The sequence below is a fragment of the Flavobacterium sp. genome (genome assembly GCF_013822155.1).
Classification (GTDB): Bacteria; Bacteroidota; Bacteroidia; order Flavobacteriales; family Flavobacteriaceae; genus Flavobacterium.
In genome coordinates this window covers 1-17,550 of record NZ_PNJW01000061.1, presented here as the reverse complement: position 1 = coordinate 17,550, position 17,550 = coordinate 1, and the positions used below count along the sequence as shown (strand labels likewise).

Here is a 17,550-nt window from a genome sequence, read left to right as displayed (position 1 = left end):
TTTAAATGAAAGAATATGATTATTATTCAACTAAAGATTCAATATGCACTAATTTATATTTAGGCAAAATTTGTTTATTTTGTTTTATTTGGAGCTATCGAAACTAAAGATTTTTAATCCTATCTGCCAAAACTGTAAATATAAAAGGGTAAGCTTTTATTGAAAGCTATACCCTCTTTATATTTTAATAAACATACTTTTTAGAAAGTGACTTCAACAGCAAAATTTATTTTACTATTAATTTCTTAACGCTTCTTTTATCTCCCGAATAAACAGCCAATAAATAGATTCCCTTGGATAACCTTTTCACATCAATTTTTGCAAATCCATCGGATGTACTCAAAACCAAATTACCTACCATATTATATATTTCAACTTTATCAAGAGGCACTTTGGTTTCAATAGTTAGAAAATCATCTGCGGGATTCAAAAAAGAAAATTGATCTAATTCAGCATAGGTTGCTACTTCTAGAGCACAATTATTCCCTACAACATATGAAATATATTTTGTGACAGATAATCCTCCGGCATATGCAAATTTAACCGCATAACTAATCGTAGCCCCAACAGTTTGTCCGGTAATAGTCTTGGTGTAAATATTCCCAGAAACATTTGTCATTTGTGTCTCAGTGAATGGAGTTTGTTGCCTCAAAAAAGCAACTACACCTACTTTATCAGTATCCAACAATTCAAAAGTAATTTTCACATCTGTACCTAAGGTTTCGAAAGCATAATTGTAACCTATGGAGAAAGTGCCTTCTTGTGCTTCAGTATCTGTCCCGGAACATCCTAAAACACCCGTAGTTGTTGCGTTAACAAGGATAGGATTGTCTACAGAAGAATTTCCGGCCAAGTCACTTGCGGTTACTGTAAAACTATAGCTGGTATTAGGCAATAAATTTGGAACAATGACCGATTTTTGAACCCCTGATGGATTCGCTAAGGAAATAGTATTACCACCATAAGTAATATTGTAAGCTATTGTTCCGGAATTGTCCGTTGCATTTAGTAATAATTCAATTGTAGAACTTGTTACCGTACCAACAGTAGCTGTGAAATTTATAGGAGCGGTAGTGTCTACCAACGCGTTTTGATACACTCGCACATAGTCAATTTCCATAGAAGCTTGAGTAAAATTTGAAGGTATTGTTCCGGCAACTCCGCCCATTGCTATATTTAACAGAAGATATTGTTCCGCATTAAATGGCCAATTATTTGGAGTTTTAACTGCTGGATTATACGTGTAAAATGCAACACCATCTAATAAAAAAGTAATCTGAAAGGGTGACCAATTCATAGAATAAACATGGTAATCATTTCCTAAATTAGAAGCAATTGTTCCTCCAATATTCGTCGTATTGCCAAAAGATGAAGGGGTATGCAAGGCACTTTGAATATAATTAATAGGTTGTGAAGGTGTAATTCCGTGCTCCATAATGTCAATTTCACCACAAGCTGGCCAATTCGTAGTTCCGAATTGAGCATCAAAAAAACCTCCATCTTCATTTACATTTTTGCCTAACATCCATAAGGCAGGCCAAGTACCCTGATTGGTTGGTATTTTTGCACGAATATCGACACGACCATATAAAAAAGCAAATTTAGAATTTAAACGAGCTGAAGTATATTGTTTAGTTATACCTTGATCTGTAAAGGGTTCTTTTTTAGAAACTATATTTAAAAAACCGCCATTAACAAATGAGTTTGTTAACTGATTGGTATAATGTTGTACTTCTCCATTAAACCAACTTCCACCGGCAGGTAATTGCGTTTGGTGAAACCATTTTGTTGAATTTACAGCTCCATTACTATCAAATTCATCTGACCAAACTAAATCAGTATATACAACATCAACTTGTGCTTTACTGGATTGAGAGATTATAAAAAATGATAAAAAGAGAATAAAGACGGTGGTTTTTTTCATAATAATTAGGTAAACTTTCATAGCTTATTTAATTTTTTAAAGGTTAAACCTTTAACTTGATTTTTATTTCTTATAACTAACTTGTAAGCTTATATGATTTATTTAATTTCTAAGAAATTATAATATTTTTATTTTTCATTCTGGTATTTTAATTCTTCATTTTTATCCCATAAACCCCAGTAAGCTCCTACTTCTCCCTCAGGACCTACTTTCCAGGCTTCGTCAAAGGAAGAAAAATAAAAAATTTCAATATTATTTTGTTTTGACCAATTTTGCGTATCTATAAAATATTTCATAGCGTTTTCATTGGAAGCAAAAGCACCTTTAAGTGAGCCTCCTTGACTTGGCCAACCTGTTTCAGTAATGATCACTCGCTTACCGTTTCCTGCATGTTTTGCTGATTCAAACATACTTTGCATATGATGAAAAGAATATTCAATAGGGCAACCTTCCCAATAAGGGTAACAATTGGTTAAAATCACATCACAAATTTCTGTAATTCTTGGGCGATGTGAAAACTCGTAGTATGCATCCACATAACCTACAGGAATGTCAGGCAACGCTTCTTTTACACGATTTATATAATCGATTAATTGGTCTTCTGTTAAATCCTTTCGATACATTACTTCATTGCCAACGGCAGCAATATCCACACAACCTTCTTTAGCTAATGCAATTAGGCTTTCAATTTCTTTTTCGTTGAGTTCTAAATCATTACTTAACCAAGCTCCAACTAGCGTTTTCATTCCATTCTGATGAGCGATTCTCGGAATGTGTTCATTGCCTTCTATACATGAAAAAGAACGAACCCATTTGGCATAAGGTTTTAAGATTTGAATTCGTCTGTTCACTTGTTCGCCATAAATGATATCACCCGGTTTTTGATTGTTTTCATACATACTGAAACAAATCCCATGCATTCCTTTTTCTAAAGTTTTTCGCCATAATTTGGCTAAACTTTCAGGTGTATATTCTGAAATTTTAATTTCATGTTGAAAGTTTTCACCTTCGTTATAATTTTTATTTTCGTCTATTGAAAAATAATGACCTTCTCTAAATGACATAGGTAGTTGTTTTAAGTTCAAACTTTAATTTTTCGTTTTTATCCCAAATTCCCCAAGCTGTTCCTACTGTTCCTTCTTGTTTCACTTTCCATGATTCATCGAATGAAGAGAAATAGAACAATTCTAGGTTGTTGTTTTTTGCCCATTCTTGGGAAGCAACAAAGTATTTTAAAGCATTGATTTCTGAAGGGATTGCTTCCTCAACGCTTTGTCCTTTACTTGGCCAACCGGTTTCTGAAATAATAATTTTTTTCCCTTTAGCAATTGTTTGTGTAACCTCGAACATATTTTGTAAATAGGAAATTGTATAATCATTATTTGCTCCTTCCCAAAAAGGATAAAAATTTACCAAAAGCACATCACAAATAGAGACTAAATTGGGTCTGTCCAAGAACTGATAATAAGCATCAACATATCCAACAGGTATAGTTGGCAAGGCTTCTTTTACTCTTTTTATATATTGAGTTAGTTCTTGTTCGGATATTTCGTTACGGTGTAACACTTCGTTACCTACAGCTGCAATATCAACCAAACCTGCTTTTGCTAATTTGATTAATGTCTCAATTTCTTTTTCATTTCTAGCTTTATCGTCGCTAATCCAAGCTCCAACTACAGTTTTTAATCCTTTTTGATGAGCAATTTCTGGTATTAATTCATTGCCTTCTGTACAAGAAAAAGAACGAATCCATTTAGTGTGTGGAGCAATAATATTTAATCGTCTTTTTATTTGATCTGCTGATAGAATATCTCCGGCTTGCTGACCTTCTACATAAGGACTAAAACAAAGTCCGTGTAATCCATTGGTTAATATTTCCGTATAGCGTGTTTTTATTTCAGATTCGCTTTTTACACTTAAATCATCAGTGCTCATCGTACTATTTTTCAACAATGACTTTAATTTTCCTGGTAAATAAGATGATGACTGTATGTTTTTTAGTGCTTTTCTATTCGCTAATTCTGTACTTATTTCTCTTGCTTTTTCTTCGTTAACATCATAATCTCTCATGACCCAAATGGCTATTAAAGTTCCAATCATTGGAATAGCAGAAAAGAATAACCTTAACTCAAACATTGTTTCATATGTTTGAGTTGGTGCACCTGATTTAAAATCTATAAACGATAAAATTAAACCACTCAAAAGGCCGGCAATTGCTAAACCAAATTTAACCATCCACCAATAAATAGCTCCAAAAATCCCTTCTCTTCTTTTTCCGGTATTTAATTCGTCAATATCAATGACATCTGAAGTCATAGACATCATTAATGTGAATAAACTACCAATACCAAAAGAAATAAAAGGAAGTGCAAATAAAAACAAATAGGGTTTTCCAGGTACAAATAAGAATAGTAACGAAACGTAACCTATAATCGATATACTTTGCGACCAAATAAATGCTTTCTTTTTCCCCATTACTCTTGACATTCTGGCAACTATCGGGATAATTAAGAATGTAGTAAATAATGCACCTACACATCCGAATAGAGTAGGCCAAATGCCTTGTCCATCTCCATTGAACAAATAATATTTAATGATAAAAAAAGAAAAACCAGCTGTTGTATTGAAGGCATTAAAAATGAAAAAAGTAGCAATACATAATTTTCTGAAAGGAACTATTTTTAAAGCCTCTTTAAAACCTTGGATAATCAAGTCAAAGCTTCGACCGGCGTTTTTTAAGTTTAAAGGTTCATAATTTTCATTTAGGGTAGACTTACTTTTTATAAAGATACCCGGAATAATAGCTAAAAAAGTACAAAATATAGCGGCATAAACAGCCAATGTTCTTGTTGCTTCTTCTGCTGATGGAAAAAATGAAACATCATACATGATTACCCAAAGCCAAGGTGCAAAAACCCATGCTAATTGACCAATTAATTGGGAAGTTGCCATAATGCTGGTTCTTTCATGAAAATCATCGCTCATTTCATAACCCATCGCTACAAATGGAACGCTGAATATTGTTATCCCTAAATAAAAAACTAAGGAAACAATCATAAAATAGTAAAAGTTATAATTTACAGAATCCTCAGCGTACAATTGCCACATAAACGCAAATGAAATACCGGTAATTAAAGCACCAATTATTACATATTGTCTTCTTCGTCCCCATTTAGATTTGGTATTGTCAGTAATAAATCCCATTATAGGATCTGTAATTGCATCAAATAATTTAGGAATAAAATAAATTGCACTAAGCATCCAACCCGGAAAACCTAATTTATCAATCAAAATAACAATAAAAATTCCTAGCATTGCCGGAAACAATTGATTGGCAAGCATACCAAGACCAAATGCTAGTTTTTGACCGAATGGTACTGTATTTTGATTTTGCATAGTTTATATTTTATTTAATCACAACTGTTTGCAATGCTTTTGCTGGAATTGTGACGTTTGTTTTATAGTTATTTAGTTTTATTTCGATAGAATGACTTTTCTCAGATGGATTAAATATCGCAATAGCAATAGAGCTATCCGTATTTTTTACAGCAGTAGCCATTAATTCTTTATTACTGATTGTACAACCAATTTTTACAGCTCCCGGACGCATAAATTTGCTAAAATGAGCCATCACATAGTACAATGGTGTAAAGTAAACTTCATCTTTTTGAGGGTCAACAATAACCGGAGCAACACACCAGTTCTTAAACCAGTTTGGACCTCCTTGCCGATCTAAAACCATATTCCAATCAATCCAACCGTCTACCCAATTGTTTAGACAGCCAATAATATCTGTCGCATAGCGATTAACAGGAGCATATTTTGGATGTAAATGTTTGTCTTTTTCACTTGCCCAATCCCAACCCCAATCGGTGGCTTCTTTTTTCCAATACCAAGCATCATCTTGCCAATGTGGGATTTCTGAATCCACACAACCTTCTGTTTCAATAAGATATTTATTCGGTGCTTTTTTGTGAGCATACTGCAAGGCATCCGGAAAATAATCATAGGTACTTTCATACCAATGAATAGCTGTTCCGGCAAAGTATTTTGATGTTGCCTCATTTTTATACATCGCATCCACCCATTCCGGTATTCCGGCTCTATTTTGGTCGTAACCGAAAATTTTTACATTACCCCAACCGTTTTTTTCCAATTTTGGTCCGAGATGATTTTGAACAAACAGCGTCATTTCTTCCGGAGAAAAATGAGTACTTTCCCAATTATTTCCATTTCCGTGCGGTTCATTAATAACAGTAACTCCCCAAATAGTAATACCTTCTTTTTTGTAAGCTTCTAGATATTTTGAAAAGTATAAGGCAAATGAATCATTAAATTCAGGTAATAATTTTCCACCAACATAAGCTTTGTTATCTTTCATCCATGGTGGAGCTGTCCATGGTGAAGCAATAATATTAAATCCTTCTTTGGAAATAGCTTTTGCCTCTAAAATCATCGGAATTAAATCGTCTTTATCATCTTCAATGGTAAATTTTTCTAACAGTAAATCATTTTCCGCTTTTGCATAGGTGTAATTGTTTAATGAAAAATCGCAGGAGGCAATATGTGTACGGGTTAAAGAATAATTGGCACCGTTTTCACTAAAATAAGCATCCAATATTTTTTTGCGGTTTTCTTTGCTCAATCGATTGAGTAATGAGGCAGAAGCTTCAGTAAATGATCCGCCAAAACCTGTTATGGTTTGAAATTTTTCTTCCGTATTAATAGTGATAACAACCGGATTTTCTTTCTCTGAAAATTCAGTCACTTTAGTCAATGAATTTCCAGCTTCAGAAGTTTCATAAACCTCTATTTTTAACTCTTTTGTAGTAGAACAATTTGTCATAAAAAAGGCTGTGATTAACAATAATGTTAAAAATTTAAAACTAAATTTTATACTTTTAATTTTATTCATTTCTTAGTTTTTTAAAATGGCAGTAGGTGTTTTCACATCCATCCACATTGCTTTTTCGTCACCATTATAGGTTTTTGTAATAGGTTTTCCGTTGCGGGTTAATCCTTTAAAAACCCCTTTATCAACGGCATCCCAGAGTACATATTTGGCTTCATTTTTCAAATTAATTAATCCAAAATGATTCTCCGAACCCGATGGATTTGCTTTGTCTTTCCAATTTTCGTCAAAAGCTTCAAAATAGAAACATGAAATTCCTTTTTTATTGGTCCATTCCCGCATCAGTTTATAAAATTGAGCGGATTTGTATTCATCTGTTGCTTTGGAACCTTCTATTCCATAGTGTTCATTCGATTGGCTAGCCCAACCGGTTTCGCCAATATGAACGGGTTTATTTACACCTATGGATTTCATGTATTTCACCACGCTCTCATATTGATTGATAGTATAATCTCTGGCTCTCAACATGGCTGCATCAATTTTTTCTTTTTCAGATAATTGTTGCTCATCTTCTTTGATTCCCCAAAAAACAGGATTATAATGAGTATCGTGCATAGGATATGTATGCATCGAAATATAATCTACAGCTTTAATTAATTGTTTCAATTCTTCTACATGATATTCGGCATCACTGCCACCCCAAGAGGCAAAATTATCCGAGCTTGTAATCCAAACACTTTGGGGTAATTTATTTTGCTTTTTCAAATCTTGCAAATGATTAACCCATTTTAAAATGATGTTTGGTGTGACATAATAACTGGCAGCCCATTTTACCATCGCTTCATTGCCTACCGCAATAATCTTTATAATATCAGGATATTGATTCGTTAATCGAACAGCTTCTTCAATTTCAATAGCATTTCTTTCACTCTCTTCATTATGAATTGAAGGAAGTTCCGTCCAAGCATTTTTACAGTCAATCCAAGCTCCTAACATGATATACATCTCGAATTTTGGATCTTCTTTTTTTAATGCTGTGATAGCTTTTAATAAATTGGATACCTCTTCAAAGTGCACATTGTATGTTCTAAGAACTTTGATATTAATGGCTTCGAGTAATTTTAAATCTTCTTTTATTTCAGCTATTGTGGGTTGTTTTTCTCTTGTATTGGTTCGATAACCACCATAACAGATGGCTTGATAATTAGTATTTCCTAGAATCATTTGGGCTGTAATTTCGTTTGGAACTAAATTTGTTGTGATTTTTTGATTACATGATATAACCACGAGTAATACTATGTAAATCAATTTTTTCATTATCTCAAACTATTTTCATTTAGAAATACCTCGATATGAGTAATTTCTCCGGTTCTATCGAATATTTTTTTGCTGTTATCGATATCTAATTCTAATGTTTGAAAGGATTGATTTGTTCCATTTTTGTAAAAAACATTCAAAGCATTTATAGTGTCAATTTTGTAAATAATAGGCACTTGACAAACCGTAAATGCTAAACTATCTTTTTCAATTGTTACTGGTTTCTTGGTTCCATCAACTAAAGTAAATGAGACGTCAGTGGCTTGAGTTAAAAATTCTTTCTTTTGTAATAATGAAGGTTGGAATTCTAATTTTCCGTGATTCATTTTCACACCAAGTTCGCCAATTCTAGTTAGGATATCTTCCTTTACTTGTCCGGTCATTCCGGGCTGTTGTGCTCCTTTGTTGAAAGGGGTATGTGAATAAGGATCAGTTGGAAATGCTCCGTAAACCTCAGGAGATTTATGAACGCCAATCCCGGATCCTACCGCTTCAAAATGAGCCACAAGCGAATTGGTTACTTTTTCATCTTCATTTTTACTTATTGCACAATTGGTCACTTCAAAAACGGCTAAATGCAATTTTGAAACCATATGCCAATAAATGGAACCTAAGCCTTCATAACCATAAAATGTCCCTGAACGACCGGTAAATGCTTTGTGATTAAAAACATCTTCAAAGATTTGCAAAACTGTTTCAGATTCTTTGGCAACTAAGGCTTTATATTCCTGCTGATTTTCCAATTGTTGTAAAGCAGTTTTTAAATCATTTGCATTGTGGAAATTTCCGTTAAAATGATAACCTCCTTTGATATCTTGATTGATGAGTTGAAAATTATGATTTTGAAGTAATTTCGTTAACAAATCAGATTTTTCAACTTTTTCTTTTGGGATTGTATTTTTCTCTAAAAACTTCGGAAGCTCTTTATTTGGGTATAAAATATAACTTTCTTGATCAGGTCTGTATAAGGAACTGTTTCTTAAAGCATCTAAAATTTCCAGTGATTTTTGACCATTTAAAAATCCGGAACTTAAAACGGCTACTTGTCCCTCTAACATTTCAGGCAAATAGGAAATAGTAACACCATCATTTTCAAGCGACATTAAATTATAGGCATGATACAATTTATCGGGTCTTTGATTAGCTTTGATAGCATGTTCGATAAATTCCAAACTAACCGCAACAAATTGTTTTAAACCCGACATGGAATGGGTTCTTTTTTTACCCCAAAAACCACTGTTATAAACTTGATTACGATAATCAGATGCAGCTTGACCCAAAGCGTCCAATATTTTCTTTCTGTCTTGATTGGTGATTGATTTGGAAAGAAGTGGTTGAAAAGCGGTAAGACTTTCTCTAATAGCATGATAAAATTCAACCATTTCATTAGAAATCTTGATGGATTCTTGATCCGAATTTTCTAATAATTGATGGAAAAATTTCAAAAATCTTCTCAAATAATACAACGTAACCATTGAAACACCATTTCCAACCAATGCATTGTTGGCATCATTCCATTCCGGACGTTGTGTATTCATCCAAATACCGGCTTCTGGGATGAAATTGGACATTTTTGCCAAAACAGTTGCCAGAATTTTTTCTATTAGATTTACGTGATAAATTTCGTCGTTATTGTCTCGCAACAAGGCTCCGTCTGCACCGGTTAAATTTCTTCGTTTATTGATTTTTGTATCCCATTCGTGATTAAATAAAATAGTATCCTTTGGATTTTTTAAAATTTCCTGATATGATTTTATAGTATACGGAACCGCGGCATACACAAAATAGTCCTTGTCAAAATAGGAATTCAATTTACCGGGTTGGTATTTTTCAATGAATTCTAAAAATTTCAATAAATAAATAATCTGGTGATCGCCCCAATAGCCAATATACGACCATGGATTATCCGGTTCGATGGTTTCCCAGTCAAAACCATCTTTAGTCACTCTGTAGGGATTGTAACCGTCAAAAGTAGAAGCATTCAAAAACTTATGAATCATCCCATCGATAAATTCCGGATATGCGTAGGCTAAGGCTTCCCAATTTTGGAAAATATCACGCCAATTTCCTTCATAATCTAAAATTTTTGAACCATCTATTTCACTTCGGGTATTGATGGAAAACTTATTCCAAGGACGACTTGGATCTCCATGTCTTCTACTGAATTTTAAAGGTAAATATTCCGTACAAAGTCGGATTAAATCAGCATCATTACTTTTGTTTGCAATTTCTTGAAGATGCGAATAATTAAAAACTTCAGGTAAATTGTTTAAAAATGAAGACTTTTTTTCAAAAACAATTTTATTTGCTTTCGAAATATAATTGACAAAATCTTTTTTCTCTATTTGATAATTATTGTCAAAAATTCCACCCCGCATGATGTTAAATAACACATTCGAAAAATGACGTGTATCTTTGCGTTTATCTGCTGTAAATTGTAAACCGTCCGCAGTGGCATTAAGAGCAATTAGATTTTGTGTGCCTAATTCAACATCATCATTCAATTGTTTTTCAATAGTTTTATCATTGCAAATAGCATCGGCCAATTGAATAACTTGTGCTTGATTTTGGTTGACATTGGCAATGATTTTCCAACTTTTTGCAGCACTTTTTTCTAAAACAATATCAGTTGAAACAAAATAAGCTCCTTTTTCCCCTTTGATATCCGTTTCTTGTGTAATTTTTTGCTGTCTTCTGAATGCTGCTACTTGTTTAGAAGAAACCAAATAAGTTGTATTTTCAAGGCCTAGTGACCAAGCTATATTGCATTTCAATGCTTCACTGGGTTCCGCTTTATCAACAATAATGGCACTTAAGGCAAAAATTCCTAAACCACTTTCCGAGTGTAGTTCATTTCGTTTATAAGCATCCACTAAATTACTGGTAGTCGCCTGTAAATCACTACTTACACCTTGAGGCAGAATATTTTGTATACCATCTAATAGAGTAATAGAATAGTTGTTTTCTGAATTATTAATCAACTCAGATTTTTTTACAAATCCAAAAGCATTGCTGCTATTCCATTGATACCTAAAAACAAGTTGCAAATCATGGTGAATTTCTTCAAAAATGATTTTGTTTCCATACCTATTTTTATACAAATTTCTACTGATGTTATACTTATCGTTGAATCGTTCTGAAAAAGGTTCCCAGATTTGGATTTCATTATTTAAATGAATCTGAAAGATTGATTTACTTCCGGTTATATCAGCAAACTCAGTTATTTTATCATCTGTATAATAAGGAAAAAGAGCGGATTCTGCATTTTTCCTCCCGGCTGTAAGTCCGCCATTACTTGAAATAAATAGCCAATGATTTGAGTCGCTAACGATACTCATAAAAAAGGGTCGCATGCTATCATTATTGGAAATCTTATAGTAAGATTCACCTTCTAAAAATACTATTTCCATGTCTACTAATTTATTGTTAGGTGCTAAATCCTTTTCAATAAACTTGTTTTGGGTTTCATTCATCATACTCCTTTTTTAAGAAAAATATAATTTTTAATTGTTAGTTTCCTAAATTATAAACTCTAACGTAATCAATAGTCATCTTTTGAGGAAATGGAGTTCCTGAATTTGGATTTCCAACATAATTACCTCCAACTGCTACATTCAAAATCATGAAAAAAGGATTATCATAAACCCATTCACCTGGAACATCACTTTTTCCAAGTCGTTTGTATAAAAACCCATCAACAAAGAAATCAATTTTATCAGCATCCCATTCGACCGCAAAAACGTGAAAACCTACATCAAAACGGTCATTCATATAAGTATAACTGCCAGAAATTGCATTTGCCCCGGAGAATCCAGGTCCATGAAGTGTACCATTAACCGTACTTGGTAGTTGTCCTCTTAATTCCATCACATCAATCTCTCCACACTGTGGCCAATTAACTTGATCAATATTTGAACCTAATAACCAAAATGCAGGCCATAAACCTTGCCCATAAGGTGTTTGTAATCGTGCTTCGAAACGACCATATTTTTGGGCAAATAAATCTTTAGTTTTTATTCTTGCTGAAGTATATTGAGAACTATTATAACTTTCTTTTAATGCTGTAATTACTAAATTTCCATTTCCGTCCTGAGAAACATTTTCAGGCCGATTGGTATAATATTGTAATTCGCTATTACCCCATCCGTTCTCTCCTGTGCCAATATCAAAGGCCCATTTTGATGCGTCCGGTAGTTCTCCTGCAGCACCGTCAAACTCATCGCTCCATGATAATTGCCAATTACGTTGTTCTATATTTTGTTTATCATCAGAATTACATCCAAGAAATGTAAAGGCAATAATTGATAAAAAGGTAAATTTATATACTACTGTTTTTTTCATCTGTACATTTTATTAAATTAAAAACCATTAATTGAATTAATTTCGGAAATAAATATTGTCTAAATAAATATCCCCATTACCATCAAATTTAAGTTGAATTACATTACTTAAATTAACCGGAGAAAAAGTAGAAAGTGGAATATCTACACTATTCCATCCGCCTGGCGAAGGAACTGTTAACGTAAATGATTTTTCTACAGGACCGGGACTTATGAGATATACTTTTAAACTGGTTGAATTTGCTGAATAATAATCCAAGTGCAAAAAGTTTTTAGAACTTACATCTTGAGGTGTTCCTAGCTCAATTCCTTGGTAATTTAAACCGGCGTATTTAAGTGTATTGTTTCCAGCAATTGGCACTTGGGTAACGACAGTTGCTTGTCCCCAACTTGGATTTAAATTTGTCCCCGCGATGTTTGTATAGGCATCACTGAAAACAGAAGTTACGTTTGCCGCAGGAGTAGTTGGAGTTGGAGCAGCTGTAGTTGGAACAGATGGAATAACACTACCATCATTATAAAAATAAATATTGTCTACATACATTACAGAAGTATCACCCCCTTCTAAAATAATTTGTGCAAGGTGCGATTTACTGGCTAAATTTGGCATATTAGCGAAAGGAATATCAATAGATACCCAATTTTGCGAAACAAGTGTAGGAGCCGTGAAAGTTGTTGAATGTCTTGTGTCATCACCGCCACTGTAAGTGCCATCAGCACCAAAATCTACTACAATCACTCTAAGTTCTCTTCCGGGTGCAATAGGACCTGGAATAAATACATCTAGGTGAATGTGTGACATCATAGTTGCGTTTACGGTTGGACTACTAAATTCAATCCCTACAAAATTAAAAATAGTATAGTTTAAAATATTATCACCATTAACCGTAAAGTCATTTGAAACGGTTGTTTGCCATGGTTGCCAATAGCCGTTATAATAATTTACTGGCACATTGGTATAAGCATCAGAAAAAATTGAAATTACATCTTCAGAATTTCTTGTCGGTGTTGGTGCATGAACAAACGTTCCTTGACAATTGACAGTCAAGCTACCGGTTGCATCTGTATCACCAAATTTAGCAGTAATAGTTGCAGTACCGGGACTTAATGAAGTTACTAAACCTGTTGAATCTACACTGGCTACACTTGCATTTGAAGAAGTAAATTCTAAATAAGATGTACTTAAATTAACGGCTTGATTGACTCCATTAGGTAAATTAAACGTAGCAATGACGCCATCAACTTTAGAATTGACACCAACAAAAGTTGTTTCTGAAACATTAGCACCATTCATAATAGCGGCTTCTCCATGTGCAATAGTTCCTAATTTTTCAAACTTAACTTCATCTATCCAAAAGGTATATCCATCGCCATTTTCAGGGCCTTCAGAAAAATAGAACATTCCTTTTTCAGTTTTTAGTTTTGAAGCGTCAGGAATTGGGATAATATATTTTTTCCAAGTTGTAGAAAGTCTGGCTCCGGAAATTGAAGCCGGGTATTTGTTTTCACCCAAATCAATTCCAAAACCAACTACATCTAAAGTTGCTGCTTTAGAACTTTTAGCCCAGAAAGTCAATGCATCATATCCTGATAAATCTCTACCAACTGTTGTAAAAAAAGCTCCTCCGGCATAGGCTCCTTCAGGATCGTTTACATTGGGCACATCAAAACGCATAGAGGCACTGGAATTATTATAAGTAACTTCATTATCAACTTGGAAAGCTGAAATTACAGTATTACTAAAAGCTGCATAATTTAAGCCCGGACTAAATGTATCAATAAAAACATTTGGGTCTTTAGAATAGCTAGCCTCTTCAAAATCACTCAGATCGTTTTCACATCCGAAAAAAGCCAATACAATCATCCATAAGGATAAATGCTTTAAAACACGATTATTAAAATTTGATTTCATAGTATTTTTTTTTTAGTTTCCAATATTTATGTGAACATATGTTCTAATTTCCCATTCATTTCCGTTAGAAAATCCAATTGCAGTAGGATCCGGAACCCAATTACCTGCCGGATCTAAAATTTGAGTTGGGTTATATCTTGGTGAATATTGATCTAAAGAACGCCATGTTCCTCGTAATCCAATTCTTGTTCCAGGAAGTATAAACCATTCAGGTTTTCCAATTCCAAAAGATATATCTGCCATTAACTGTATAGGGTAAGTCAAGTTAAAATCTCTGTGATAATCGAAAGGGCCCCAATCATTAATTTTAACAAATGAAGCAACTTTGATTCTATTATAAATCATTTTTAAATCTAATCCATAGCGATCAATAGTTCTTGCATCACTACCATTAGCTTGTGCAGGTCCACCATAAATATTGGCAATAAAACCTAAATCTGCGTTAAGTTTAGATACAATTCTAGCATATGTTTCCCATAAATCTTTGGCTGGTGGTGCTCCTTCAAAAGCAAAGGTGGTTCTGTCAGCTAAAAACCCGATAGCCGCATCTTGTGTGGTAGGTAAATGACGAAATACAAATCCTGCACTCACTGCAAACTTTGAATCTTCTGATTTGTCATTATCCCAATCATACATCCAAGTTCCGGGAGTGGGATCATAAGTAAGTAATAATTCCCCGGCAACTTGTTCTCTGTTAGCTCTCACTACAAAAGGATCATCTAATATATTCCTAGGTCTTCCCGGTGCAGGCACATCAGTTGTGATTGGCCCTTCTAAAGGTTTTTGCCATAAAAAGTTAGGTGCTATTTGTAATTTTCCGACAGTATAGGTCATTCCCGTTAAAAAATTGTATTGATTACCACTTCCACTGTCTTTTAATCTCCAACCTGTGAAAGTTTGTGTAAGATCTGCTCCACCGCTGGAAACTAATCCTTGAGCAGCAGCTTGTGCATACCAATTAATTTGTCCTCCGGTGTAGGTTAATTTCATTTTTCCACCTATATTATCTTTACTTTCAATTTGATTTACATAAACTTGGTTATCTCTTACCACTTGATACTCTCTGCCTTCTAGCGGTTGTCCTGCCCAAATACCTCCTAAATCAACTCCTAATTTACCGAATTTTCTATTTATATGTGCCGTGAAACGTCTGGTTTTTGGTTGAGGAATTGCATAAGAAGTTTGTGTAGTGGTACGTTGCGTTAAATCTTCATGAAAAATACCGGTAAAATCAAATTTTCCAATTGTTTTAGAATATTTAAGTAAGATGGCAGGATTGGCACCCCACCAAAGTTCAGGTCCCATGGCCAATTTAAATCCTTTAAACATTTTCTTCCCTTCAATTTCTAATCCAAAAGGAGCTTTACCGTTATAAATATCTAAATTGGGTCCGTAATTAGCTTCAGGATATAAGCCAAAGAAATCCCCTTCATAACCCCAATGATAATGTCCAGTTCTGTAAAATCCATCTAATTTAAATAACTTTTCATCCCATCTGTAGCTGGCTTTGTATAATTCTACTCGATTATTATCTTCTAACGTAACAGTGCCATCAGGACCCTCCACAGCTACAGGTCGTCCTCTGTTTTCATAAAATATTTCATCTATCGGATTAAGTGCTACATTACCTAAAACATTGAATTCTACATTTGCTGTCATGTTTGAGGTAGGATTACCTTCTACTCCAATATAAAAAGATTGCAAATTATCAAAACCGAGTTGATTTGGATAAGTTGTTCCATTTGGATCTGGTTCATCAGGTGTTGTTATTAAATCTCCTCCAGTATTAAACGTAGTAAATTCTGCTGATAATCTAGAGATTCTGATTTTCCCGTTTTTTTGTCCTTCTAAGGCTGCCTTGTCTCCTCTAGCTCTTAGTGTTGCATCTAAAATTTGAATTTTATCAAAATGATTTTGAATGTCAACTAAAGATTTTCCATTTGTAAATGGGTTTAGTTGATGAACATCTTTTAAGACATAATATGATGAACGTGGATATAATTGATAAGTTCCATTGACACTTGTTGGTCCCTTTGCACAAATCCCAAACCATTCTTCATTCATATTATTTTCCCCTTCTACATAGTCAGAAGGATAACCTCCATTAGACCAAGAAGCATTTGTGTCGTGAATATCTAAATTTTTAGTTTGTCCATATTTCCACCAACCGTCGCTAAATTGAAAGGTAAATCCACCTAAACTATTTCCGCTTTTACCCAAACCGGCTGCATTTTCATAAATTTCTTTCCAATTTCCTTTTAGAATTTTTGCCTGGGCATTTTGATCTTCTTCATTTGCAACCGCATTAAAAGCATCTGTACCAAATTCAGTAAGTAAAACCGGTTTTCCATATTCTTTTTTTACTCTTTCATACAAATCTCCAAAGGAAATTCCACGGTATACATTTATACCTAAAATATCAACAGCTTTACATTCTTTAGCAATTAAATCAAGAAAAAGTAAATCACCGTTACAAATTGCAACTGGATGAGAATTGTCTATTTCTTTCATAGCCAATGTAGCCTCATTAAATAATTTGTACATGTCGTGGGCACGGGCTGTAGATTTTCTGTCTTCTACCGGTATATCTTCTGTTTCTGCACCGTCCCAGAATAACCCATAATTATTTTCATTACCCAATAGATATAAAAGTAACCCTTTAGTATCTTTATAATCCATGGCCATTTGCTTTGCTTCTTGCAAAAGTAGCGTTCGAGTACTGGCGTTGGAATATTCTGTATTAGCAACCCAAGCTCCATTTAAGGTCAAGCCGTAACGACCAAAGGAATGATTAATCATGGTATAAATGCCATAATTAGTGTAAACATACTCAATCCATTTTTTTGGCATACCTGAATATACTCTAATGGTGTTTACGCCCATATTCTTTAACAAACCCATTTCATCATCCAACGCTTTTTGAACAATATTATCCGGTTGTTTCCATAAACTATAATTGAAATTAGTTCCTATGGGGAAATAATCCCAGTTCATTCCGTTAACAATAAAATCTTTTCCATTGATTTTGAGTTTCATTTCTGTATTATTCGCTTCTACATAAACTTTTTCTGTTTGAGAAAAAATAGAAGAAGAATAACAACAAAAAATTACTAAGAGAATAATTTTTTTCATTTGGTTTTGTGAGTTAAGAAGTTTAATGAAATATGTAAAAAGTTATTAGTTATATTTTTGATTCTATAAAAAT

General features: G+C 33.7%; 9 protein-coding genes. All 9 read right to left on the bottom strand.

What is annotated here, in order from left to right; genetic code table 11:
• Positions 1–226: 226 nt before the first annotated feature.
• On the bottom strand, positions 227–1,924 hold the full coding sequence (locus tag C0512_RS12715; protein ID WP_290862172.1) for a family 16 glycosylhydrolase: 1,698 nt from the start codon (positions 1,922–1,924) through the stop codon (positions 227–229).
• A gap of 128 nt (positions 1,925–2,052) precedes the next feature.
• Entirely contained in the window at positions 2,053–2,988 is a 936-nt protein-coding gene (locus tag C0512_RS12710) for a glycosyl hydrolase family 17 protein (RefSeq protein WP_290862171.1), read from the bottom strand.
• On the bottom strand, positions 2,978–5,320 hold the full coding sequence (locus C0512_RS12705; RefSeq protein ID WP_290862170.1) for an MFS transporter: 2,343 nt from the start codon (positions 5,318–5,320) through the stop codon (positions 2,978–2,980). The genes C0512_RS12710 and C0512_RS12705 overlap by 11 nt, the downstream gene beginning before the upstream one ends.
• A gap of 10 nt (positions 5,321–5,330) precedes the next feature.
• On the bottom strand, positions 5,331–6,839 hold the full coding sequence (locus C0512_RS12700; RefSeq protein ID WP_290862168.1) for a glycoside hydrolase family 30 protein: 1,509 nt from the start codon (positions 6,837–6,839) through the stop codon (positions 5,331–5,333).
• Between the two features lie 3 nt (positions 6,840–6,842).
• Complete coding sequence (locus C0512_RS12695) at positions 6,843–8,093, bottom strand: glycosyl hydrolase family 17 protein (RefSeq protein WP_290862166.1); 1,251 nt, start codon at positions 8,091–8,093, stop codon at positions 6,843–6,845.
• Positions 8,093–11,569, bottom strand: coding sequence for a hypothetical protein (locus tag C0512_RS12690; RefSeq protein WP_290862164.1), 3,477 nt, complete (start codon positions 11,567–11,569; stop codon positions 8,093–8,095). Before C0512_RS12690 ends, C0512_RS12695 begins: the two co-directional genes overlap by 1 nt.
• A gap of 34 nt (positions 11,570–11,603) precedes the next feature.
• The gene (locus C0512_RS12685; protein WP_290862162.1) at positions 11,604–12,434 is read right to left on the bottom strand and encodes a glycoside hydrolase family 16 protein; all 831 of its coding nucleotides are present in this window, start codon (positions 12,432–12,434) and stop codon (positions 11,604–11,606) included.
• Positions 12,435–12,470: 36 nt separating this feature from the next.
• Positions 12,471–14,345, bottom strand: coding sequence for an Ig-like domain-containing protein (locus C0512_RS12680; RefSeq protein WP_290862160.1), 1,875 nt, complete (start codon positions 14,343–14,345; stop codon positions 12,471–12,473).
• A 12-nt stretch (positions 14,346–14,357) separates the two neighbouring features.
• Positions 14,358–17,477, bottom strand: a complete 3,120-nt coding sequence (locus C0512_RS12675; RefSeq protein ID WP_290862158.1) for a glycosidase — start codon at positions 17,475–17,477, stop codon at positions 14,358–14,360.
• Positions 17,478–17,550: the final 73 nt, after the last annotated feature.